This window comes from Alteromonas ponticola (assembly GCF_012911815.1).
Classification (GTDB): Bacteria; Pseudomonadota; Gammaproteobacteria; order Enterobacterales; family Alteromonadaceae; genus Alteromonas; species Alteromonas ponticola.
Genome location: NZ_JAATNW010000006.1, coordinates 44,127 through 68,105, shown reverse-complemented (window position 1 = coordinate 68,105; position 23,979 = coordinate 44,127). Strand labels below are relative to the sequence as shown.

Annotated in this window: 27 protein-coding genes; 3 read left to right on the top strand and 24 right to left on the bottom strand. The window is 45.6% G+C overall.

Annotated elements, in window-relative coordinates; all coding sequences use genetic code 11:
• Nucleotides 1-72: 72 nt before the first annotated feature.
• Nucleotides 73-819 (top strand): 4'-phosphopantetheinyl transferase family protein, encoded by a 747-nt coding sequence (locus HCJ96_RS11540; RefSeq protein ID WP_169211223.1) that lies wholly within the window; start codon nt 73-75, stop codon nt 817-819.
• 47 nt (nt 820-866) lie between these two features.
• Here the strand turns inward: HCJ96_RS11540 and HCJ96_RS11535 are convergent, their stop codons facing one another.
• Nucleotides 867-1,760: a MaoC/PaaZ C-terminal domain-containing protein gene (locus HCJ96_RS11535; protein ID WP_169211222.1), complete on the bottom strand. Its 894-nt coding sequence runs from the start codon at nt 1,758-1,760 to the stop codon at nt 867-869.
• Nucleotides 1,761-1,992: 232 nt separating this feature from the next.
• On the opposite strand from HCJ96_RS11535, the gene HCJ96_RS11530 reads away from it, so the two are divergent.
• Nucleotides 1,993-2,856, top strand: coding sequence for a YicC/YloC family endoribonuclease (locus HCJ96_RS11530; RefSeq protein WP_169211221.1), 864 nt, complete (start codon nt 1,993-1,995; stop codon nt 2,854-2,856).
• A gap of 254 nt (nt 2,857-3,110) precedes the next feature.
• Here HCJ96_RS11530 and HCJ96_RS11525 read toward each other — a convergent pair whose 3' ends face one another.
• The 6 genes from HCJ96_RS11525 to HCJ96_RS11500 form a co-directional block, all read right to left on the bottom strand.
• Nucleotides 3,111-4,253 (bottom strand): HNH endonuclease, encoded by a 1,143-nt coding sequence (locus HCJ96_RS11525; RefSeq protein WP_169211220.1) that lies wholly within the window; start codon nt 4,251-4,253, stop codon nt 3,111-3,113.
• A 169-nt stretch (nt 4,254-4,422) separates the two neighbouring features.
• The gene (locus HCJ96_RS11520; RefSeq protein WP_169211219.1) at nt 4,423-5,025 is read right to left on the bottom strand and encodes a class I SAM-dependent methyltransferase; all 603 of its coding nucleotides are present in this window, start codon (nt 5,023-5,025) and stop codon (nt 4,423-4,425) included.
• A gap of 284 nt (nt 5,026-5,309) precedes the next feature.
• Nucleotides 5,310-6,026, bottom strand: a complete 717-nt coding sequence (locus HCJ96_RS11515) for an NlpC/P60 family protein (protein ID WP_169211218.1) — start codon at nt 6,024-6,026, stop codon at nt 5,310-5,312.
• A 252-nt stretch (nt 6,027-6,278) separates the two neighbouring features.
• Complete coding sequence (locus HCJ96_RS11510; RefSeq protein WP_169211217.1) at nt 6,279-6,920, bottom strand: YiaD family glycine zipper/OmpA-like lipoprotein; 642 nt, start codon at nt 6,918-6,920, stop codon at nt 6,279-6,281.
• 191 nt (nt 6,921-7,111) lie between these two features.
• The gene (locus HCJ96_RS11505; RefSeq protein ID WP_169211216.1) at nt 7,112-8,338 is read right to left on the bottom strand and encodes a cyclic di-GMP phosphodiesterase; all 1,227 of its coding nucleotides are present in this window, start codon (nt 8,336-8,338) and stop codon (nt 7,112-7,114) included.
• Between the two features lie 67 nt (nt 8,339-8,405).
• Complete coding sequence (locus tag HCJ96_RS11500) at nt 8,406-8,795, bottom strand: MGMT family protein (RefSeq protein WP_246261348.1); 390 nt, start codon at nt 8,793-8,795, stop codon at nt 8,406-8,408.
• On the opposite strand from HCJ96_RS11500, the gene HCJ96_RS11495 reads away from it, so the two are divergent.
• On the top strand, nt 8,715-9,356 hold the full coding sequence (locus HCJ96_RS11495) for a tRNA-uridine aminocarboxypropyltransferase (protein ID WP_343034708.1): 642 nt from the start codon (nt 8,715-8,717) through the stop codon (nt 9,354-9,356). The genes HCJ96_RS11500 and HCJ96_RS11495 overlap by 81 nt on opposite strands.
• A 6-nt stretch (nt 9,357-9,362) precedes the next feature.
• On the opposite strand, the gene HCJ96_RS11490 is transcribed toward HCJ96_RS11495, so the two are convergent.
• From HCJ96_RS11490 to HCJ96_RS11410, 17 genes are all read right to left on the bottom strand, one after another.
• Nucleotides 9,363-9,716 (bottom strand): VOC family protein, encoded by a 354-nt coding sequence (locus HCJ96_RS11490; RefSeq protein WP_169211214.1) that lies wholly within the window; start codon nt 9,714-9,716, stop codon nt 9,363-9,365.
• 20 nt (nt 9,717-9,736) lie between these two features.
• Entirely contained in the window at nt 9,737-10,156 is a 420-nt protein-coding gene (locus tag HCJ96_RS11485; protein WP_169211213.1) for a GFA family protein, read from the bottom strand.
• A 153-nt stretch (nt 10,157-10,309) separates the two neighbouring features.
• Nucleotides 10,310-10,726 (bottom strand): F0F1 ATP synthase subunit epsilon, encoded by a 417-nt coding sequence (locus HCJ96_RS11480; RefSeq protein ID WP_169211212.1) that lies wholly within the window; start codon nt 10,724-10,726, stop codon nt 10,310-10,312.
• A 59-nt stretch (nt 10,727-10,785) separates the two neighbouring features.
• Nucleotides 10,786-12,174 (bottom strand): F0F1 ATP synthase subunit beta, encoded by a 1,389-nt coding sequence (gene atpD, locus HCJ96_RS11475; RefSeq protein ID WP_169211211.1) that lies wholly within the window; start codon nt 12,172-12,174, stop codon nt 10,786-10,788.
• A gap of 33 nt (nt 12,175-12,207) precedes the next feature.
• On the bottom strand, nt 12,208-13,068 hold the full coding sequence (gene atpG / locus HCJ96_RS11470) for a F0F1 ATP synthase subunit gamma (protein WP_169211210.1): 861 nt from the start codon (nt 13,066-13,068) through the stop codon (nt 12,208-12,210).
• 55 nt (nt 13,069-13,123) lie between these two features.
• Complete coding sequence (gene atpA, locus HCJ96_RS11465; protein ID WP_169211209.1) at nt 13,124-14,665, bottom strand: F0F1 ATP synthase subunit alpha; 1,542 nt, start codon at nt 14,663-14,665, stop codon at nt 13,124-13,126.
• Nucleotides 14,666-14,678: 13 nt separating this feature from the next.
• Nucleotides 14,679-15,212, bottom strand: coding sequence for a F0F1 ATP synthase subunit delta (gene atpH, locus HCJ96_RS11460; protein WP_169211208.1), 534 nt, complete (start codon nt 15,210-15,212; stop codon nt 14,679-14,681).
• A 14-nt stretch (nt 15,213-15,226) separates the two neighbouring features.
• A complete protein-coding gene (gene atpF, locus HCJ96_RS11455) occupies nt 15,227-15,697 on the bottom strand; it encodes a F0F1 ATP synthase subunit B (RefSeq protein ID WP_169211207.1) in 471 nt (156 codons plus the stop codon).
• 49 nt (nt 15,698-15,746) lie between these two features.
• A complete protein-coding gene (gene atpE, locus HCJ96_RS11450; protein WP_169211206.1) occupies nt 15,747-15,968 on the bottom strand; it encodes a F0F1 ATP synthase subunit C in 222 nt (73 codons plus the stop codon).
• A gap of 98 nt (nt 15,969-16,066) precedes the next feature.
• Nucleotides 16,067-16,903 carry a F0F1 ATP synthase subunit A gene (atpB, locus tag HCJ96_RS11445; RefSeq protein ID WP_343034719.1) on the bottom strand — a complete coding sequence of 279 codons (837 nt, stop codon included), beginning with the start codon at nt 16,901-16,903 and terminating at the stop codon, nt 16,067-16,069.
• 62 nt (nt 16,904-16,965) lie between these two features.
• Nucleotides 16,966-17,337, bottom strand: coding sequence for an ATP synthase subunit I (locus HCJ96_RS11440; protein WP_169211204.1), 372 nt, complete (start codon nt 17,335-17,337; stop codon nt 16,966-16,968).
• A 197-nt stretch (nt 17,338-17,534) separates the two neighbouring features.
• Nucleotides 17,535-18,407 (bottom strand): ParB/RepB/Spo0J family partition protein, encoded by an 873-nt coding sequence (locus HCJ96_RS11435; RefSeq protein ID WP_169211203.1) that lies wholly within the window; start codon nt 18,405-18,407, stop codon nt 17,535-17,537.
• A gap of 42 nt (nt 18,408-18,449) precedes the next feature.
• Complete coding sequence (locus tag HCJ96_RS11430) at nt 18,450-19,244, bottom strand: AAA family ATPase (protein ID WP_169211202.1); 795 nt, start codon at nt 19,242-19,244, stop codon at nt 18,450-18,452.
• An 18-nt stretch (nt 19,245-19,262) separates the two neighbouring features.
• Entirely contained in the window at nt 19,263-19,907 is a 645-nt protein-coding gene (rsmG, locus tag HCJ96_RS11425) for a 16S rRNA (guanine(527)-N(7))-methyltransferase RsmG (RefSeq protein WP_169211201.1), read from the bottom strand.
• Nucleotides 19,904-21,805 carry a tRNA uridine-5-carboxymethylaminomethyl(34) synthesis enzyme MnmG gene (gene mnmG, locus HCJ96_RS11420; RefSeq protein ID WP_169211200.1) on the bottom strand — a complete coding sequence of 634 codons (1,902 nt, stop codon included), beginning with the start codon at nt 21,803-21,805 and terminating at the stop codon, nt 19,904-19,906. The genes rsmG and mnmG overlap by 4 nt, the downstream gene beginning before the upstream one ends.
• A gap of 494 nt (nt 21,806-22,299) precedes the next feature.
• Nucleotides 22,300-23,082: a DUF4097 family beta strand repeat-containing protein gene (locus HCJ96_RS11415; RefSeq protein WP_169211199.1), complete on the bottom strand. Its 783-nt coding sequence runs from the start codon at nt 23,080-23,082 to the stop codon at nt 22,300-22,302.
• A 74-nt stretch (nt 23,083-23,156) separates the two neighbouring features.
• Entirely contained in the window at nt 23,157-23,978 is an 822-nt protein-coding gene (locus tag HCJ96_RS11410; protein WP_169211198.1) for an ATP-binding protein, read from the bottom strand.
• Nucleotide 23,979 lies beyond the last annotated feature (1 nt).

Sequence of the window (23,979 nt, the reverse complement as noted above, 5' to 3'; positions counted from 1 at the left end):
CATATATAATCGCTGTCATGGGTCAGTATAAAAACTGTAATTGAGGCTTTTAGTGAGAGAATTTCGTTGAAAATGAGTGTATCGCAAAATAGCCCGAAACTAGCGCTTAGCAGCGATGAAATTCACCTGTGGCTGATTGATTTTGACGATGTCTCCCCCGCTGCCCTGACTACCTTTGCTGATTACTTATCAGAAGATGAAAAACAACGCATGGCTGGCTTTCGCTCAGTTAAACGCCAACAGCAGTTTTTTATCACCCGCGGCGCACTGCGCACCATTCTTAGTGACTATATACCCATTACGACGCCTAATTCGCTGCGTTTTAGCGTTGATTCCTGGGGCAAACCAACGCTTGAAAATAGGCACGGGTTACAGTTCAATCTGTCTCATTCGAAGAGTAAAGTCATTATAGGTGTTGCGCGGCAGCGCTTGTTAGGCGTAGACATCGAACATATGCGAGCTTCGCGCAACGTCGAGAACATTGCCAGAGATTATTTTCATCCGAGTGAATGGGATGGCGCAATAACTGATAAGCCATGGCCACACTCAGCTTCACACCATTTTTACAAACTATGGGCTTTAAAAGAGGCGCTCACCAAAGCTGAAGGTAAAGGGATGGCATTACCCTTTGATACCTTTTACTTCAGTGACGTGCACACTAATCAGCTGAAATTGAGGCCTACTGCTGGTTACCACCCAAGCAAAGACTGGCGTTTTTATCACCAGTATATAGCGGATGACTACAGTTTAGCGGTTGCCTATGAGCAGTTAAAGGTGCACGGTGAAACCAAAATCGTCTTTAAGCAATATCAGCGCTAAAACCAACTGACCTTACATTCGAAGTGGTTGGTTGCGGCTAAACTTTGCTATCCCTGTTTCCTGACTATTTTTCCCGCCAGTACCATTTGTTTTCTGCGCGCTGCTTTAGGATCATGTAACTCAAACGCCACTGATTTCTGAGAATCAGTGTCATCTTCTGCACGCAGCAGCGTAGCCAGACAGGGTAGCGCTACCGGGTGATTAAACTGATTGGTTATTGTGGCAGGCTGCGCAAACAGGCTGTCGTTGTTATGCAATCTTGAGAGGGCTAACGCCAGTACATGCATACCGTGGGCAATATGGGTTTTAAAGCCGAATAACTTAGCACTCAATTTAAACAGATGGATGGGGTTGAAGTCACCGCTGAGACGGGCGTATTTGCGACCAACGTCTTCGTCAAAGGGCAACAAATTACGTTCGCTTGTAACTTCATCCGCTGGGATAGAGAGCGATGGCAGCGTTGGCGAAACACGCTCTGTTGTATCATCAGAGGTTATTCGGTACAGATACTGACTGCTGGCTGTCATACAAAGAATATCACGCTGAAACACCTGCATCCGAATATCCACACTAACGCCTCTGGCATGGGGCCTTATTGCGCCGAGGTGACAATCGATACGCAGATCCTCATTGCGCACAAGCTCAATCACGTCGATTAGATTTCCTACGTGCACCAGCCCCATTAAGGGGAAGGGCGAATGGCGATGGGCAAGGGCATTAATAATTTGAGGAAGCCCTAAAAACTGCGCAAAACAAGGGTGTAAATACGTTTCACGCCAGTCGTGTAGACGATTAAATGTGGTCAGTCTGGCTTGAAACTCTGCAGCGGAAAACACCTGTGTCGATGCAATTTCAGGAAGCTTCAATGACGGGCTTTCACTCGCCCAGGCATGTAGTTGTTGTTGGTTCGCTTTCTTCAGTGCGGCGCGAATTAGTTGCATCAATTTCCCAGTCAGACGGCTCCGGTTGCCTATTGTTCGCCAGACGTTTGCGCACTGTCAATGCCTCCCCGGCTAATTACGCAAAATATAAATAGAGGGTAGTGACGTTATTTCACCTCGAAAATAGGCTAAGATGAGCATACAAAGTTTCTGTCATAGATATTTGGAAAGGCGCAAAGGGCCAATCAGTGCTGTTTGCTTATACAGAAACTAAACACGATACAGGTGACATGTGATTTACAGTATGACCGCATTCGCGCGCAGCGAAGTTAAACAAGACTGGGGAACAGCCGTATGGGAAATCCGCTCGGTTAACCAACGCTTTCTGGAAACGTATTTTCGACTACCCGAACAATTCAGAGCGCTAGAGCCCGTTCTGCGAGAGCGTCTACGCAAAAAGCTACAGCGCGGTAAAGTAGAATGTACCTTGCGCTTCACCGCCAACGAAGCCAACGTCAGCAAGTTGCACATGAACGAAGAGCTGGCAAAGCAAGTGCTGCACGCTGCAGACTGGGTGCAGTCGCACGGCCAGTCAACCGGCGTCAATCCGCTTGACGTATTACGCTGGCCAGGGGTGATTGCGGCAGAAGAAACCGATATGGACACCATCAACAGTGATGTGCTGAAAAACTTCGATGCCCTGATTGAAGAGTTCCTGCAAGCGCGTGCCAGCGAAGGCGAGGCGTTAAAAACCATGATCGAACAACGCCTGGATGGTATCGAAGCCGAAGCCGGCAAAGTTGAGAAGGAAATGCCAGATATTATGCAATGGCAACGTGATCGCATTACCTCCCGTTTCGAAGAAGCCAAGGTGGAACTGGAACCCGGCCGACTGGAGCAGGAAATGATCATGCTGGCACAAAAAGTCGACGTCGCCGAAGAACTCGATCGCCTCAAAGCCCACGTCACCGAAACCCGGAAAATTCTCAAAAAAGGAGGCGCCATCGGCCGTCGCCTGGACTTTATGATGCAGGAATTCAACCGCGAATCGAATACGCTGGGCTCAAAATCGATTAACACCTCGATCACCCAATCTGCGGTAGAGATGAAGGTATTGATTGAACAGATGCGTGAGCAGATCCAGAATATTGAGTAAGCCGACACCAACAGCGCAAAACACCTCTATTGCCTTTTAAATACAAGGAGTTGTTCATACCTTAACTGGCACGATCAGACTGTAAAAGTCACGCTGACCAACACTTTTTAAAGCTAAAGTGTTGGTTGATGTGGTGATCGGTTTTTAGTGAAGGTTAAAAGCTAAAAGGTTCTGCGGGTTGATTACGTACAAAGAATTAGAGACTTGTTCACTCCAGTTCCGATTCGGAACTGGAGTGAAGCACTATTCTTCAACTACTGCTTGAAATGCTCTTCGCGATGATAAGCTAAATAGTCCTGGTGTTGCTTGGCCAATGAAATATTCATGTCTGCATGAATGCCCAGGGTACGATGCTCTTCGAGGTGATCCGATATCATAATGCCTCCTTTATCATCAAAGCTGATAAAACCTAAATCAAACGCTTTATCGATATTGGCTAAAAGTAAGAGCCCATTAAACGGATCCAACCGTTCTTCGTTATCTGACTTTGACCAAGGTTTGATGTGTGAAGCGATAAGAAAGGAATAGTTCTGATATTTTGTAACTGCACAGCCTTTCCAGTGATTGATTAAGTCTTCCCTGAATCGTCCCTGTCCAACGCGAGTATTGACCATAACAGCTTTTTGCGTGTCTGGAATATCTTTGTTCAATATGATTTCATCAATATCCTGTTGGACATCAGCCTGTGTGAGATCTGATAAGAATGACCGATAACTCCTAATAGCAGCACTGTACATCCCATTGCCACGTTTATCTTTTTCTACGAACTCTCTGACTTCGTAAGTTTTGCTAACGATCTTTTCATACTCTATATAGGAGCCAATACTAAGAAGACTCTGATTCGCTAAACCAGCATCGTTTAGCCAATTTGGTATAGAATTTTTGAGTGCGCCTACGTAATTCTTAATGGTTTTGTCTGACTTACCAATTGACTTTGCCCATCTCCCGAATTGATCTTCGAGACTATCTAAATTTGCAGTAATAGCATTTCTAAGAATAGGGGCTGTGCTAGGATTTTTTAAATAATCATATAGTCCATCATCTAAATACGCATAATTGACCAGTTGACGCATATTGGTGTCAGTAGCAGATTTAATAGAGTCAAACGCTGCTCGGTATTCTGTAGACACATGTAGATGCCAGAAGCCTGAAGATTTAAGATGAAAGAAAGGCAAGAAAGGGCTTTCAACATCGTTTCCCTGTTTGAGGCGCATAAAATGCCAACTAAAGCGTTTTTTTAATGTGTCGTCATAATAAATGCGGTTATTGTAAACATGCCCCTGTTCGATAAGATCCATTACTGCGAACATCATACAGACCTTGTGCGGCTTAGCTCTTCCAGAAGATTTATCAGGCCTAAGGCTTTGTAATTTATCGTAATAAAAAGCAAGTGTCATTCAGTTAAACCTTGATTCCCTTCTACAAGGAATACCACCATACTCATACACATACACATACACATTTAAGATTTTTTGACGATGCGCAATGTTACATTGGAAGCTAAGATACATACTCATCCTTGAATAATTCTGATGCCAACATAGTAGCAGTAAACAATACTAAGATCTAAAGACTACGGGTTAAGACTACAGTTTCCCATGAAACATCTGAACGGTTAAGTCGATCCATTTCGCTGTTCTGATGAAGGACACTTAGTCCTAGGGAATTAGCCTCGTCAATCAATCGGTCCTTATCGACGTTGAATCCAATCCGATTATCGTCAAATGTTCCATACCGCAATGTAATAATTAAAACACCATTATCGCTAAGCAACGAATATAGCCTTTTCATACTTTGCAATTGCTGAGCAGTGTTCAAGTGCATCCAGAGCGCACTGACTAAAATTAAGTCGTATAATACTCCTGAAATTTTGTTTAAACTCGGCATTTCATCACGAATCCATTTAACATTGTTTCCGGTAATTGCTAATCCTTTTCTTCTAAGTTCGTTAGCAGGTTCGACAGCAGTAACCTGCAATCCCTTTTGATGCAACGCCAGCGCGTCACGACCGCTTCCAGCACCGACGTCTAAAGCAGTGTGCATTGAAGCAAAATCTACGACCTGCAACCATGAAGCATGCGCGCTATCAAAGTCGATAGACTGATATTGTTTGAATAGGGTCTCAGCATTGTCATTGTAAAACTGAATATTTCTATTTGGTTTGTCCATTCCAAGTATTTCCGTTTCACCTTGTACTTTTTAAAAGTGCACCAGCCTTGTCCAATTTTTAGAGTATAGTGGCGCGAGCTTCCTGATATAACACTCTCTTTTAATACCTTTTTTCTTTTGGATAGACTACCCCACAAAAATTGATTTTGTTTTAGTTTTTCGGGAACTCAAATGTATTAGAGAGTCTTACCTTATGTAGCGGAGCTAGAACATTTATGAATGCTGCTTCGTCTTTGCTAGAAAAAAGAATTGTTTATCAGCAGATATCAAAACAATATGTTTCCTCAAGCCTCATTTGTAGATAACAAATACCCTTTATTGGTAGCCATGCGGATGATTGGGTGTTCATCGAGTCCAGTGTGAGGCCATCTTGCTTCTAACAGTCTATCTTTTGCAATTCGCGTGATCGTAACAGCGTTTGACTGATTGCCGCCGATGACGTGGTAGGCGTCTTCATCCTCAGCCCAATATAGACCCACATGCCCTTTGTAGCTTTGTTTAGATTCTCGCCAGAACACCAACACCGCACCTAACCCTGGTGTGGTTTGCTTACCGAATTTCTGCCAGTTTCTGGCAAGCAGCGGGTTATTGGGGACTGCTTCGTTGCTTAGTTGACTGCTGATGCAGTGCGCTACAAACAGGCCACACCAGGGGATATCGTCATCGTGGTAATCGGCCAGCCCGAGTTTAGCCGCCCAATCTATTATTAACGGATTGGAGCCTTGTCCTGCCACCTCTTTTACATCTAACAGGTTCATTGCTATTTCAAGCCAGGGCAGGGCAAGCGGCAGACTGGTCTCATCCATTTCTGGGCTGGTGATGTTCGTGTCAGGAAATAATTTTGCTAGTGTCTTTGGGCCGACCAGTCCGTCGATGGTAAGTCCATTGGCCTGTTGAAATTGTTTTATTGCGTGGGTGGTTAATCTGCCGGGGTAGCCATCGATAGGCCCGGGGTAAAAGCCACGCCCAATGAGTGCTTGTTGGATGTCTTTGGTATTCATTAGCGGTACCTCTAAGGGTGAATGCCTTATGAACAAATATATGAGGTATAGCTTAATTTCACTATTGCTCAACCCTTTTTCGCTCGGCAGGATAATTTAGTGTGAGTTCGCTGGCGGTAAGAGTCGCTGTGGTGAAGGAAGTGCACCTGTTAAGGACATCGTTGCTGATGGCATTACCTCTTTGACCATGCGTTGGAATTGAGAAACGCAGCCATGGAGGTGGCTCCGGGAAGGCTCCCGGAGCACTAGGAATTAAACGCCTTCGCGAAGTGGGCGAATTTCCAGTTCTACGCGACGGTTCATTTGTCTGTTGGCGGCGCTGTCATTGGGTACTTTGGGTTTAAATTCACCCAGGCCCACAGTAGTAATGCGGGTAGGATTAACGTTGTACGAAGTCAGCTGCGATTTTACCGCTTCTGCGCGGCGCTCTGACAGCGTCTGGTTATGTTGATCGCTGCCAGTATCATCAGTGTGGCCTTTTATCATCAACACGGTCTTTTCGTAATTGTTGACCACAGTGGCCACGTCATTTAAAACAGGATTAAAGTTAGGGCTGATAGACGCACTGTTAGTGGCAAAGGTGATGTCGCCGGGCATCACTAAACGCAGGTTATCACCGTCACGGACTACGTCAACGCCCGTGTCAGCTAATTCTTCGCGGAGCTCTTCTTCTTGCTTATCCATGTATTTACCGATTGCGCCACCAGCAATTGCACCTACCGCAGCTCCCCAGGCGTAGCGACTTTTATCATGATCACCGGTCGCCTTACCCAGGATAGCGCCAACTACCGCGCCAATACCGGCACCTTTTTGCGTATTAGAAAGTTCTGTATTAGCACAACCAGCTACCACAACTGACATTGCCATTGCTGCTGCAATCACTGTTTTTTTCATATTAACTCATCCTTTATTAATCAAATTACTTGCTGTGACAGAGTTTTAGCAAGACCTGTTCCAGCTACATACGAATTAATTGCCAGTATGGGTTAACCAAGCTGAACGCAGCTTAAATGCAATCGCGGGGATTGATTGAAAGATAGTATGACCCGCAGCCAGCGCGAAGTGTTGGTAATTGGTCACATTATTTAGATAGCGATGGATTTGTCGAAAAACCCGTTAAAGTTAATATTGTATTCACTCGCTAACGCTGGCTTGTCAATTTTTACTGTGGTAGTGGAACTAAGATCGACGTCCTTGGGTTCGAGAAAGTGGTTTCCTCGTAACGAGTAAAAGACTTTTACTTTAGGTGCAACGGCAGAGGCGGTCTGCTCCACTACCATTGCCAGGCGTTCGTTGCTGAGCTTTACGAGACTGCCCACCGGGTAAATGCCCATGCATTTAATAAATAGCTGCACCAGTTCAGCATCCAATTTATCAGGCGTTTCAGCCAATAGGATTTGCAACGCTTTTTGACTGGGCATACCGTCTTTATAGCACCGATCAGCAGTCAGTGCATCGTACATATCAACCACGGCCAACATTCTGCCTGCTCGGCTAATTTCATCACCACGACTGCCTGCAGGATAACCATAGCCGTCCAATCGCTCGTGGTGCTCACTGACTGTGCGCACTAAATGCGGCGCAATTCCCATGTCTTCTAGTACCCGCACACCGTAATAAACATGATCTTTCATTACGTTCATTTCCATGTCGTCCAGGCGTCCGGGCTTATGAAGAATACTGTCGGGGATACGTATTTTGCCGATGTCATGCAAAAAGCCCGAGTAGGCCAGATCTTCCACTTCTGCATCACTCATTTCTAAAAAGCGACCAAAATGAGCCAGCAGTATGGCAACATTAAGCGAATGCTCTAACAGATAATCGTCTTTTTCACGTATTTTGGTGAGACATACCAGCGCATCGGGATTGCGATCGATAGACGCAACCAGGTTTTGGCTGAATTCACGCGGAATTTTATCTTCAAAAGGCAATCCCTTCTTAACCGCATTGAGAAGTTGTTTCTGAATACCCTTGCCGCGCTTATGAAGTCGCTCTGCGCGCAATAGTTCTTTGCTGAAGCTAATTTTTTCTTCTGCTGGTTTGTGGTCAACTTGTTGTTCCGTCGACGATGCCGAAGCAGAGGGTTCGTCGACAATGTCAGGCAAACTTTGGCCCTCAGGCTCAAATTGCTTGGATACGTCAACGGTAAGTATTTTAACGCCGCGTTTTCTTAAGCTATCAACAATAGCCTGACTGGTCACACGACCTTTGCTTTTAATTTGAACTTTACCTGACTGTTCTTCAATCTGGTGAACATACATTCCAGGCTTAAGTTCAGTAATTTTAATTGATTTGAGCGCGTTTTCAGACATATCCGTAAGTCAGCATAATTACTCAGGAATTTAAAAGTTACCTGACTTTTATGCTTGTCACAACATTTTAAAATTTCAGTTTATATAGTATATCGGTTATATCCGGCGTCCACTGATATTTTTTCATGTTAACCCGGCCATTTTTAACCACTACCCCTTCCATCGCCAGATTTTCACTCTGAACTTTCGCTCTCTCCGACCCCGGGGGAAAGGCAATTTGTCCGCTGGATTTAATCACCCGATGCCATTTCAGGTTTTCCGTCGCCTGGCAATGCTTTAAGTAGTAGCCAACCAAACGCGCTCTGCGCGGTAGACCCGCGAGATCGGCAATCTGTCCGTAACTTGCCACTTTGCCTTCGGGTATGAGGTTAATTGTATGGTAAATCTGGTATTGTTGCTTTTCAGCCATATTGTTAACAGTCACGCTGCCATTACTATGCGAACATATTGTACCCATTGCCATTTCCCACAGTCTACCTGCTTGTGCGATGACATCAGCATCATTGATTCGCCCCTATCAGTCATAGTTTTGCAACATAAAAAGGAATCGTCGCACGCGAAAAATACAGTCCGGCTGGTAAAACTGGCAATACCCACTACACAAGTCTATGTAGGCAAGGCGGCAGAGGATTTTGTTAGCGTTAAAGACAACGTGTTAGCCGGGCAGTGTGGGGTGGTGTACCCCTCAGCTCAAAGTACGCCGCTTGAGAATTTTAGTCAGGGTGGGGTAGGCAGGCCACTCTCCCAGTTGATATTTATCGACGGCAGTTGGCGTCAGGCTTATGCTATCTGGCAGGCCAATCGCTGGCTACACAGCCTGCCTCAGTTTCATTTAAATAACGCGCCAGAAAGTCATTACATCATCCGTCATGTCAATTTAGATCATAGCCTGTCGACTCTGGAAGCGGTCAGCCACGCTGTAGCCTGTGTTGCGGGCATTGATACATCTCCGCTACTACAGCTGCAATCAGCCTTTCAGGCAAGATGGCGCTCTCCCCAGCAACACCGACGAAAATAAATTCGGCTAGTTATCTGACCACACGGCAAATTCGCTGCCCCCAGGCTCGGTAAAATGAAAGCGACGGCCGCCAGGGAAGTCGAACACCGGCTCTGTGATTTTTCCGTTCGCTTGTTCGATCAGGATTTGGGTCTTTTCTAACTCGTCCGTGTAAAAAACGATCAACGCAGCACCATTGGCACGTAGTGAAAGCGTTTCGCTTAAGTAAAAGCCGCCTTCCATTTCCGCGGTGGAGAACGCCACATACTCCTCACCATAATCGGTAAATGACCAGTTGAACACGTTAGTGAAAAAGGCCTTCGTTGCTGCGATATTTGACGTGGGTACTTCCAGATAGTTGATCGTCATATTTTTGCTCATAGCCTGATTTTTACCTTATTTTATCCGTTCTCAAATTGCGCTATCACCTCAGCACCGGTCATGTTGGTAGTGTCGTTGGCGAAATCGTAGTAATGCGGTTTTTCATCGATAAAGATTTGCGACGTCATGCGCACGCTTTCATCCAGCGACAATAATCCCGCTGGGATAAAATAAGTATCTGACGCCACATACCGGTAAAATAGATGAGTACCGCAGTGCTTGCAAAAGCCACGCTCTGCCCAGTCTGAAGAAGCGTAACGCTGGATACTGTCCTCTCCGTCAAACGTTACGGAGGTGCCGCAGTTGGTCACCAGAAATGGGCCGCCGCCCCACTGTCGGCACATTGAACAATGACAAGCATGCAGTTCGTCTACTGCTGCCGTAGCATTGAGGGTTACCGCCTTGCATAGACAGTGGCCGGTTTGGGTAGGATTAGTCATGGGTCATCCTTGCGCGTTTATATTTAGTAAGTTTATACCAAAGCAGCAAGGATGATGAATTACTTAGACGCTTTTTAAACACAGGTAATTGTCATCATGCAGAAATAAAAAAACCCGGTAATTAACCGGGTTTTTAAAACTCTGAATCTAACCTTATTTACGCAATTTTTGAATCAAGCGTAACTGAGCGATGGCTTCAGCTAACTCTTGAGCCGCTTCTGCGTAATTGAAGTCAGCACCTGGATTACTGATGTGCTCTTCAGCACGGCGCTTAGCTTCTTCAGCGGACTGTTCATCCAAATCTTCTGCACGAACAGCGGTATCAGCAAGAACGGTTACGTTGCCAGGTTGAACTTCTAAAATTCCACCGGCCACGTAAATAACTTCTTCTTCACCATGCTGCTTAACCAAACGCACCATACCAGGCTTAATTGGAGTGATCAGAGGCGCGTGACCCGGGTAAATACCCAATTCACCTTCGCTTCCGGTCACCTGTATAGTTTCAACGCGTCCCGAAAAAATTGCTTCTTCTGCGCTTACTACATCCAGATGTACTGTCATAGCTGCCATTTAAACCTCCGAATAGGTGCCTTGCAGAAATAAGTTAAACCGGCCGTAGCCGGTCTACATTATTTTGCTTTTTTGGCTTTCTCTACTGCTTCTTCGATTGAACCAACCATGTAGAACGCTTGTTCTGGCAGGTCATCGTATTCGCCCGCTAAAATGCCTTTAAATCCACTGATGGTGTCTTTCAAAGAAACATATTTTCCAGGTGAACCAGTAAATACTTCAGCTACGAAGAATGGCTGTGACAAGAAACGCTGAATTTTACGCGCACGTGTAACAACAAGTTTATCTTCGTCAGACAGCTCGTCCATACCCAGGATGGCAATGATGTCTTTCAGCTCTTTATAACGCTGCAGTACGGTTTGTACGCCACGGGCTACATCGTAGTGGTCCTGACCGATTACTAACGGGTCAAGCTGACGAGAGGTAGAATCCAGTGGGTCAACCGCAGGGTAAATACCCAAAGAAGCGATATCACGTGAAAGTACAACTGTCGCATCCAAGTGAGCAAACGTGGTTGCTGGTGACGGGTCAGTCAAGTCATCGGCCGGTACGTATACCGCCTGAATTGAAGTGATTGAACCAGTCTTGGTTGATGCGATACGTTCCTGAAGTACACCCATCTCTTCTGCAAGTGTAGGCTGATAACCTACTGCAGATGGCATACGACCCAACAGTGCTGATACTTCGGTACCAGCCAGGGTGTAACGATAGATGTTATCAACGAAGAACAGTACATCACGGCCCTCATCACGGAATTTCTCGGCCATGGTTAAACCAGTCAGGGCCACACGTAGACGGTTACCTGGTGGTTCATTCATCTGACCATATACCAGTGATACTTTGTCCAGTACGTTTGAATCGTTCATTTCGTGGTAGAAGTCGTTACCCTCACGAGTACGCTCACCTACACCAGCGAATACTGAGAAACCACTGTGCTCAATTGCGATGTTACGGATAAGTTCCATCATGTTTACGGTTTTACCAACACCGGCACCACCGAACAGACCTACTTTACCACCCTTAGCAAACGGACATACAAGGTCGATTACCTTGATACCTGTTTCTAACAGCTCAACCGCACTTGATTGCTCTTCGTAGCTAGGCGCTGCACGGTGAATCGACATTCTTTCTTCTTCACCAATTGGGCCCGCTTCATCAATAGGGTTACCTAATACGTCCATGATACGGCCCAATGTGGCTGTACCTACTGGAACCATAATCGGCTCACCTGTATTTTCAACAGCAGTGCTACGACGTAAACCGTCAGTAGTACCCATAGCGATAGTACGAACTACACCACCACCAAGCTGCTGTTGCACCTCCAGGGTTAACCCGGCTAAGTCACCATTGGTAACTTTAAGTGCGTCATAAACTTTTGGCACCGCGTCTTGTGGAAATTCAATATCCACAACGGCACCAATGATTTGGACGACCTTACCTTGACTCATAATTTGTCCTCGTTATCTTTTTTAAACCTTTGCCTACACCGCTGCGGCGCCGCTGACAATCTCACTGATTTCTTGTGTGATTGCTGCCTGACGTGCCTTGTTGTATATCAATTGCAGGTCATCAATTAAGTTGCCGGCATTATCGGTAGCCGCTTTCATTGCTACCATTCGTGCCGCCTGCTCTGATGCAGCATTTTCTACTACACCCTGATACACCTGAGACTCGATATAACGAACCATTAATGATTCCAAAATTTCCTTTGGATCGGGCTCGTAAATGTAGTCCCAGCGATGCTTATATTCTTTGTCATCTGACTTAGGCAAAGGCAGTAATTGGTTCATCACTGGTTTTTGCGTCATGGTATTAACAAAGTCATTGTAAACCAGGAATACACGATCCAGTTTACCTTCGTCGTACGCATTTAACATTACGCGCACTACACCTACTATGTCGCTTACTTTAGGCTTATCACCTAACCCGGATTCAGCAGCTAATAATTTGCCACCAAAACGGTTGAAGAACGAGCAGGCCTTTGACCCTAACGCTGCAAAATCAACTTCTACGTCTTTTTCGCGCCAGTGTTTAATCTGTTGCGCGACCAGTTTGAATTCGTTGGTATTTAAACCACCACACAAACCACGATCAGTTGAAATCACAATAAATCCAACACGCTTCACCTCGCGCTCTTCCAGATAAGGATGGCGATATTCGAGGTTACCGTTGGCGATGTGACCAATCACTTTAAGCATGTTTTCCGCATATGGACGCCCTAGGGCCATACGTTCCTGCGCCTTTTTCATTTTTGACGCAGCAACCATTTCCATTGCGCTGGTAATTTTTTGAGTATTTTTGATACTCCCAATCTTACCTTTAATCTCTTTACCGCTTGCCATGACTATTTCTCCGATTACTCAACGATGAGCTGACCCTAAAGTCAGCTCCTGATGATTACCACGTTTGAGTGGCTTTAAACTTAGTTAAAGCATCATTCAATTGTGCGGCGATATCGTCGTTGTAGTTACCTGTTTCATTAATAGTCTTCAGCAATTCGGTGTGCTCACTGTTCATGTATGAATGCAGAGCCGCTTCGAAATCAAGAATTTTGTTTAATTCAACATCCTTCAGGAAGCCTTTCTCTACCGCAAACAATGAAACACCCATGTCACCGATAGACAGCGGAGTATACTGCTTCTGCTTCATCAGCTCAGTTACGCGCTCACCGTGCTCAAGTTGCTCACGGGTTGCATCGTCAAGGTCAGACGCAAACTGCGAGAACGCAGCAAGTTCACGATACTGGGCTAATGCCAAACGAATACCACCACCTAATTTCTTGATGATTTTCGTCTGCGCGGCACCACCAACACGAGATACTGAAACACCAGCGTTAACCGCAGGACGAATACCCGCGTTGAACAGGTCAGTTTCCAGGAAGATCTGACCATCGGTGATTGAGATCACGTTTGTAGGTACGAAGGCAGATACGTCACCAGCCTGGGTTTCAATGATTGGTAATGCGGTAAGTGAACCGGTTTTACCTTTCACTTCGCCGTTAGTAAATTTCTCAACATACTGATCGTTAACACGAGCAGCACGCTCAAGTAGACGCGAGTGAAGATAGAAAACGTCACCAGGGTAGGCTTCACGACCAGGAGGACGCTTCAACAGCAATGAAATTTGACGGTAAGCAACAGCTTGCTTAGACAAATCATCATATACAATTAGTGCATCTTCACCGCGGTCACGGAAGAATTCACCCATGGTACAACCAGAATAAGGTGCAAGGTATTGCAAGGCAGCAGATTCTGACGCTGACGCTGCTACCACGATGGTGTGAGCCATCGCACCGTGCTCTTCCAGTTTACGTACTACGTTAGCGATTGTTGATGCCTTCTGGCCAACTGCTACATAGATACATTTAATACCTGTGCCTTTTTGGTTGATGATGGCATCAACCGCCATTGCCGTTTTACCACACTGACGGTCACCGATGATCAACTCACGCTGACCACGACCGATTGGAATCATCGAGTCAACAGACTTATAACCAGTTTGTACTGGCTGATCTACCGATTGACGCTCGATTACACCCGGTGCGATTTTCTCAACTGGCTCAAAGCCTTCTGCGTCGATAGAACCTTTACCGTCAATTGGCTCACCTAGTGTGTTAACAACACGACCAAGCAATGCACGGCCTACTGGTACTTCAAGAATACGCCCAGTAGAGTTAACTTTTACGCCTTCTTTCAGGTCAGCGTATGGACCCATTACAACCGCACCTACAGAGTCTCGCTCAAGGTTAAGTGCGATCGCATAGCGACCACCAGGAAGCTCAATCATTTCACCTTGCATTACATCGGCCAGGCCGTGAATGCGGATAATACCATCGGTTACTGCGACGATGGTGCCTTCATTTCGAGCTTCACTGGTAACATTAAACTGTTCAATTCTTTTCTTGATCAGTTCTGCAATTTCAGTGGAATTAAGTTGCATGCTCTTATCCCCGTTATGCTTGCAACGCGTCTTCGAGACGGTTCAGTTTAGACTTCACGGAACCATCGATTACTGTATCACCGGCTTTGACGACAAAGCCCGCAATCAGCTGCGGATCCACGTTACAATTAAGCTTCACTTTACGTGCCAAACGTTTTTCTAAGGTTGCGCTAAGTTCAGTTTGTTGCGCCGCGCTAAGTTCAGTAGCAGAAGTGACATCCACTTCTACTTCTTTGTCATACTCAGCTTTAAAGGCGTCAAATAATTCTGAAATTTCAGGTAACGCAACTAAACGTTTATTCTCAGCCAGAACTTTTACAAAGTTCTGACCATGTTCGTCGAGCTGTTCGCCAGCCACACTGATAAAAATTTCAGCCAGTTTTTCAGCGGCGATAGCACCAGTTAGTAACTGATGCATATCTTCGTTCTGAGTCACTGCGCTGGAAAATGCCAGCATGTCCTGCCATTGGGCAATGGCGTTTTGCTCGACCGCAAAATCAAAAGCTGCTTTAGCATAGGGACGAGCGACAGTTGTCAATTCAGACATGGCTCATCTCCTCGTTAAAGTTCAGCGACAAGTTTTTCAACAATGTCGTTTTGTGCTTGAGCATCGATTTCACGCTGAAGAATCTGCTGTGCGCCGGCTACTGCTAGGGCAGCGACCTGCTTGCGTAATTCTTCTTTGGCACGATTGCGTTCAGCTTCAATTTCGGCATAACCCTGAGTGATAATTTTTTCACGCTCTGCGTGACCACGCTGGGTTTCTTCGTCAACAAGCTGGTTAGCTCGTTTCTTAGCCTGCTCGATAATTTCAGCTGCTTGCGCTTTCGCCTCTTTTAATTTCTCAGTAGCTTTCTGCTGAGCTAATTCAAGGTCTTTCTCGGCGCGATCAGAAGCTTCCAAGCCATCGGCTATTTTCTTCTGACGCTCTTCGATTGCTGCCAACAAAGGGGGCCATACATACTTCATGCAGAACCACACGAAGACAGCAAACGCGATTAATTGACCAATTAGAGTGGCGTTAATATTCACAACCGCTCCTCCTCATAAAAGTTCGCTAATAGACTTGAGTTAATAAAAATTAAGCACCAACAGCGAACAATAGGTATAACGCGATACCAACACCGATCATCGCGATCGCATCGATAAGACCCGCTACGATGAACATTTTTACTTGAAGTTGAGGGGCCAGTTCAGGTTGACGGGCAGCAGATTCAAGGAACTTACCACCTAACAGACCAAAACCAATAGCAGTACCCAGGGCACCCATACCGATCAAAATTGAAACAGCGATGTATAACATTTACGTCTCCAGTTTAAGTTTAAATTTAAAGTTAAAAAAATCGTTTGTTACTGTTACTTTTTTTCATCAGGCCACCGAAGTGGCCTTGTTAAAACTACTTAGTGGTCTTCGTGAGCGAGGCTTAAGTACACGATGGTCAACATCATGAAAATAAACGCTTGCAGAACGATTACCAGAATATGGAACACAGCCCATGGGAAGTGTAGCGGCAGCTGCCATAAACCCAGGGTCGCGATAAGAATAAAGATCAGCTCACCCGCATACAGGTTACCGAACAAACGCAGCGCCAGAGAGAAGGGGCGTGCCAGTAAGGTGACTGATTCAAGGATGAAGTTTACCGGGATAAACGCCCAGTGATTGAACGGCTGCATGGTCAGTTCTTTGGTAAAACCGCCAACACCCTTCACTTTGATTGAGTAGAACAGGATTAGGAAGAACACACCTAATGCCAGCGCCAATGTCAGGTTCAAGTCAGTGGTAGGAACCACCTTCATGTAAACGTCATGCGGGTCCATGCCGAAACCATAATGGCCAATCTGACCAGCCAACCACGGCAGTACGTCAACAGGTACTAAGTCCATCAGGTTCATTAAGAAAACCCAGACGAAAATAGTCAGTGCCAGCGGTGCAATCAGATTATTGCGACCATGGAAAGAGTCACGCACGTTGTCATTAACGAACTCAATCACAATTTCAACAAACGCTTGCCACTTACCCGGTACACCGGTGGTTGCTTTTTTAGCTGCACTACGGAATAACCATAGAAACAGAATGCCAAGGCCGATCGACCAGGCTAATGTATCTACATGCCATGCCCAAAAGCCAGCATCGGCACACGCTTTATTAAACGCGATGCCCTGGTCAGTTGAACACATAGTGGCATTGGTCAAGTGGTGCTTGATATATTCTGAGGTAGTAATTTCAGATGCCATTATTTAACCCAAGTTTAAAGTTTAGAAATCTTGTACATTTTTCGTGCGCGATTATTGATGTGGTTCTACCCTGCACGAAAAAATGCTAACCAATAGCTAGCGGCTGTAATGACGAACCCTGCAAACAATGCAATGGGTTCAACGTTAAATTGAACAAACGCCACTACAAATAAAAAAACCGTAATGAGCAGTTTTACTTTAGCGCCCTGGTTGAAGCTTTTTACAACCAGTCTGTTTTTTGTTGCCCCCGAATATCTGAATGCAAACAGCGCGAACACGCCGTTGGGGACAATACTGATTACTGCGCCAAGAGCAAATGACAATGCCCAAATTTTAAGTCCGACAAACGCGATAATTGCGCTTAAGACCGTCGCGATAATGCACTGATAAAGTGCCCCCATTCGCGCCAGCTTTTTGCCTTTTTCAGTTATTTCCATGTTAACCGGTGAAACCTGTAATTTTAGCGCCGACAAAAAGCGACAGAAGTATACTGTTTTGTCGATTTTTTTCAACCATCCAACGCGTATTGGAGGCGAAATAGAAACATTTCATGTTAACAACCGATTAACATGCGCCATCTAAGCAGAAAAAAAACATTTTTGCGAGTAAGATTGGCTAAAAAAGCGCATCGTAATTAATGAATTTTCGCCAATATTCCGTCCAGTTGTTCCAAATCGCTAAAGTTAATCACTAACTTACCTTTACCTTTGGCGTTATGGTCAATTGACACGTTAGCACCCAGATTTTCGGATAACCGGGTAACCAGCTGTTGTACATCTGGATCTATTGTTTTCTCTGGTTTGGGCTGCGCAGGCTCAAGATATTTACGTACCAGCTTTTCAGTGTCACGCACGGTTAAGCCTTTGCCTGACACGATTTGCGCGGCGGTAGACTGCTCGTCACCGTCTAGTGCCAGCAGCGCACGGGCGTGTCCCATCTCAATATCACCATGTTCAAGCAATAATTTAACATCTTCATTGAGATGATTCAGACGCAGCAAATTGGTTACGGTAGTGCGGGATTTACCCACCGCTTCAGCCACTTGAGCATGGGTTAATTCAAATTCCACCATCAAACGATCCAACGCTTGCGCCTCTTCCATTGCGTTTAAATCTTCACGTTGGATATTTTCTATTAGTGCAATGGCCACGGCGGCTTCATCGGGAACATTTTTGATGAGGCAGGGTACAACATCAAGTTGTGCCAGTTGTGAGGCACGCCAGCGCCGTTCACCAGCAATGATTTCATAGCGATTTTCAGCCGTTTTACGCACTACGATAGGTTGAATAACCCCTTGCGAACGGATGGATGAGGCTAATTCTTCCAACGCTTCTGGCGACATATCTTTACGCGGCTGATATTTACCCGGGCTAAGATATTCAATAGGTAATTTACTTAATTCACTTTGTTCGGCGACTGTACTGTCTTGTTCTTTGGCAGGGGATGCCTGGCTGGTCGCCAGCAAGGCGTCTAATCCACGCCCTAATCCTCTTTTTTTTGCAGACATAATTCCCTCAGTTTATTCGCTTGATGATTTAAGTAGTGCGTTTTAACTTGCTTGCGCGGCTGATTGTCGCGCTTTATCGCGACGACGCAAAATTTCTCCTGCCAATGCCAGATAGGCTTTAGCACCAGTAGATGATTTATCGTAATACATCGCCGGAGTACCAAAACTGGGTGCTTCTGCCAGACGAACATTACGGGGGATAACGGTACGATATACCTGCTCGCCAAAATGACGTTTCAACTGTTCGGATACATCATTTGCCAGGCGATTGCGTGGATCATACATGGTTCGTAGAACGCCTTCTATTTTTAATTGCGGATTTACCACCGAAGCCAGTTTTTGGATGGTGTCCATCAGCGCAGTTAACCCTTCTAACGCGTAATATTCACACTGCATGGGAACCAGTACAGAATCTGCTGCGGCGAGTGCGTTCACGGTTAACTGATTGAGTGAAGGAGGGCAGTCGATAAAAATAAAATCGTAATACTGCATCACCGGTTTAAGCGCATTGCGCAGTCGCACTTCGCGGGCAAACTGCTCCATCAACTTGATTTCCGCCGCAGTCACATCGCCATTGGCAGGGATAAGATCGTACTTTCCTGCGGTTGTTTGGACAATAACCTCATTGACCGGTTTATCTTCAACCAGCAGCTCATAACAGGTCGCCTCGACATCGTATTTATCAACCCCGCTCCCCATGGTTGCATTACCCTGAGGATCAAGATCGATTAGCAGCACCTTGCGTTTAGTCGCCGCCATTGACGCGGCTACGTTTACTGCAGTTGTGGTTTTACCCACACCACCTTTTTGATTCGCAATCGCGATAACTTTTGCCACTAAGCACCCTGATGATCGTTATTGTTTTTTAATGGTAACCAGATGACGTTCGCCTATTAAATCGGGGACAGCTAATTCGGTAACTGACTCTATATGATAGTAATTACTTACTTCGTCAATTTCCTGCTGAGGATATTGCCCTTTTAACGCCAAAAATCTCCCCTCAAAATCTACCAGATGTTGGCACCAGTGCAACATATCTTTTAACGAAGCAAACGCGCGACTGATGACAATATCGTAACAAGTGTCGGGCTGATGGGCTTCTACACGACTTTGGATGGGGTGAATATTTGCCAGTTTGCATTCATGTGCCACCTGTTTCATAAAGCGCACGCGTTTACCCAGGCTATCAAGTAAATCGAATTCGACGTGGGGCAACACGATGGCCAGGGGAATACCCGGCAATCCCGGCCCCGTACCCACATCAATAACACGCTTACCGCGCACAAATGGCATTACACTGAGCGAATCGAGAATATGTTTTTGCAACATCTGTTTAGGATCACGCACTGATGTGAGGTTATACGCGGCGTTCCATTTGAACAGCATCCCCAGATACGTCAAAAGACGTTGTTGTTGTTCTTCACTTATGGCGAAACCCAGTTTGTCTATACCCAATGCAAGTTCGCTGGCTAATTCTTCACGATTAAAATTTACCGTCACGCTGATTGACGCTCCTGTTTACGCATAAGCCCATGTTTTTTTAGATAAACCAGCAATAATGAGATTGCCGCAGGAGTAATTCCAGAAATTCGCGACGCTTTACCAATGGTTTCGGGCCGAGCATCGGTTAACTTGGCCATTACTTCATTGGATAAACCAGATATCTGACTGTAATCAAAATCCACTGGCAGCAAGGTGTTCTCATGACGTTGGGCTTTGGCGATTTCATCCATTTGACGGGCAATGTAACCCGCGTACTTGATCTGAATTTCGACTTGTTCAGCGGCTTTCGGATTTTCTACGCCTGGACCAATCCCCTCAATCGACATCAAATCGTTATACGTCATTTCCGGACGTCGAATCAATTCTTCTAACGAGTGTTCGCGACTCACTGGATTTTTAAGTTTTTCATTTAAACGTTCAACGGCGGCATGCGAAGGGTGCACCCATTGGCTGCGTAAGCGTTGAAGTTCCTGCTCTACCACTTCGATTTTTTCGTTAAATGCCTGCCAGCGAGCATCGTCCACCAGCCCTAATTCACGACCTTGAGTGGTCAAGCGGATATCCGCATTGTCTTCACGAAGAAGCAAACGGTATTCGGCACGGCTGGTAAACATGCGGTATGGCTCTTTTGTGCCCATGGTGGCCAAATCATCAATCAGCACGCCCATATACGCCTGGTCACGGCGTAAAATGAATGGATCTTTCTGCTGTACCTGCAATGCAGCGTTCACTCCTGCGACTAGTCCCTGCGCACCCGCTTCTTCGTATCCGGTAGTGCCGTTTATCTGGCCTGCGAAGAATAAGCCGTTAATAAATTTAGTTTCCAGCGTTTGTTTCAGATCCCGTGGATCAAAAAAGTCATACTCAATGGCATACCCAGGGCGCACGATATGCGCATTTTCAAAGCCCTTGATGGATCGCACCAGCGCCATCTGCACGTCAAACGGCAGGCTGGTCGATATGCCATTTGGGTACACTTCCATGCTGTTTAAGCCTTCGGGCTCAACAAAGATTTGATGCGAGCTCTTATCAGCAAAACGCATAATTTTATCTTCGATGCTCGGACAATAGCGCGGGCCTACACCTTCAATAACCCCGGTATACATTGGCGAACGGTCCAGTCCACTGCGAATGATTTCGTGAGTATTTTCATTGGTATGAGTGATGTAACAGGGAATTTGACGCGGATGCATCGCCTGTGATCCCATAAATGAAAATACCGGGGTAGGGGTATCGCCGGCCTGCTCCTGCATTACACTAAAATCAAGACTTCTGGCATCCAGTCGCGCTGGCGTACCCGTTTTTAAACGATCTACCCGGAAGGGTAATGCGCGCAGACGTTCGGCTAATGCGATTGAAGGTGGATCTCCAGCACGTCCGCCTCGGTAGTTTTCCAGACCTATATGGATGGTACCACCAAGAAACGTCCCCACCGTTAGCACGACGGCTTTGGCTTTGAATTTGAGCCCCATTTGGGTTACGACACCAGTTACCTGATCGTGTTCAATAATAAGGTCATCACAACTTTGTTGAAACAGGGTCAGATTTTCCTGTTGTTCAACCATGTTGCGCACCGCGTTGCGGTATAACGTGCGATCAGCTTGTGCCCGGGTGGCGCGTACGGCTGGCCCTTTACTGGAATTGAGCGTGCGAAACTGGATCCCGCCCTGATCGATGGCCAATGCCATTGTGCCACCTAGTGCGTCTATTTCTTTGACTAAATGTCCTTTGCCAATACCACCTATGGCGGGATTACAGGACATTTGTCCGATGGTTTCAATATTGTGGGTAAGCAATAAAGTCTGCATGCCCATACGCGCAGCAGCCATTGCAGCTTCAGTGCCTGCATGACCTCCGCCAATTACAATGACATCAAACTCTTGTTGGTAAAACATGATGAAACCTCGCTTACCGAAATACTAATAAAGATCCCTGAAAAAAGGGGCGCATATTTTAGCGAAGTTATTGCATAAAGAAAACGGTTAAATTTTCTTCAAATAATACTGAATTTGCGAAACAGATCGCGCTTAATTATATATAGGATCTATTTAGATCTTTTATATTTATTACTATTAAGCAGCGCGTTTTCTGTTGATAAGCGTGTATTTGCACGCAAGATCATTGAGTTACGCAATGAATAAGATCTGATCTAGCTTGGTTTAAGTGCCTCCTGATCCTGTTGATAACCCGCTACCTTATCCACAATAGGCGATAACGAAAAAGTTGTCCTTTTTTAGATCAAAGCTTGTACACAGCGTTACAGAGGATCTTATGCACACCCCTGATCTAGCTGTGATCCAATTGGGGATAACTTGTAGAAATGATCCGGTGATCGCAGCGTGCGACCCTATTCATTAAGGATCGCGCTGTGTATGGAAAGTTATTCAGATCAGCGCTTTTCGATCCTGATGCTACCGCCTGAAGTGTGCAACTTTAATTGAGGACCACCGCCATTTACTTCCCCATCAATAGAGCGTTTTTTGACTCGACCATCTACCTCGAAGTCGCTTCTGACTCTGCCACCACTGGTTGATGCATCCAGATCCATCTTTATATCTGCTGGTAACACAGCCAGAATTGAGCCTCCTGACGTGTTTAACGTTGCGTCCTCGGTAAATTGTTTAGCGAACGTAACATTAATGCTGCCACCGGATGTATGTGCGTCAATTTCACCATTAATATCTTTGGTTTTAATTGAGCCTCCCGATGTATGCAACTGCACGTCACCGTTAACGGAAGCTACGCTGATTGAACCCCCGGATGTCCTGGCATCAATGTCACCGGTGAGATCGTCTTCAATTTCTATTTTTCCACCTGCCGTATTCAAATCCAGATTATATTCTTGCGGAACGGTAATTAGGTAGGCAATACGGGTGCGACTCCAGCCATGGCGGTCTTCGCGCTCACCACGTATTTTTAAGCCGTCACTATGTTCATCAAAACTGACTTTGAATTCGTCTTCTTCTTCACCATCTATTTCAACATAAACGTCTATGGCGCGCTTATTGTGCGTTTTGATCTCTATGCTGCCCTGGTCAGTTTTCAGGTAAAGCGTATCGCCAGCTTGCGCTGAGAATGACTGTTCAATCACTTTTGCCTGCGCCATTGGGGCAAGTAAAAGCAATGGAATGCAAAGGGTTGAGACGGATTTGGGTAGGGGTAAATTCAGCATGCGTGTAATTCCTTTAGTTGATTGACTAAAGGTATGACGCAGCTAAATTAAAAAAAGTTTAAAGCAGGCTTAAACTACCTGAGCTGATTTGGCTGATAAGCAGGCGATTGTGCGGGTTGTTCAGCTTCATCTGCTACCAGCCCCTTACGTCTGCTTGGTCCGGCAAATCTAACCTTGTAAGTGTCATATTCTTTTATTGATTCAAAGCAATAGCGACCGAGTGCCATCTCAAGTTCGGCTAAATTATGGTTGGTGATCAGAATACAATTTTTCTTATTTACCAGACGTTGCCGCAATAAGTTACCCAACCAGCTTTGGGTATTTTTTTTCAGCATGGTTTCATTCACACAGACTTCATCAAGTATGAGTAAATCCACATCCAACAGTTCTTGATTTGCTTCGCGAAATTTCTGGCCCACTTTATCCTGAGCGCCAAAGTCGTAGGATGAATAACGCAACTCCAACAAGGTTGAAAGTTGACGATATAACACTGTGATCTCATATTGGTCGATTAATTGGTGTGCTATGGCACCGGCAATATGAGATTTACCACGGCCATAATCACCGTAGAAAATCATCATGTGTGAGCCTGCGTTTCGCCAATTCAGATCTTCATGAGCAGCAATAAACGAATGGGCAATGCTGACGGCTTCAATGACATCATCACTGTCTTCGATAAGGTTGCCGAAGGTCCATTTAGGATTTAAGTCAGAGCGTCCGTGTAAGGTCGATATTCGTTGAGATTTACTGACCTGTTGTGCCTGTTTAACTTCAGCATTGGCTTGCTCTTCGTATTGTTTACGCAAGGTTTTGTAATCAGTGTAATCTTGTTGGCCGTCCGCTTTCTTTCCCAGTGCTCTGGCCAATCCATCAATTTTGTCTTTCAGCGATTGCATA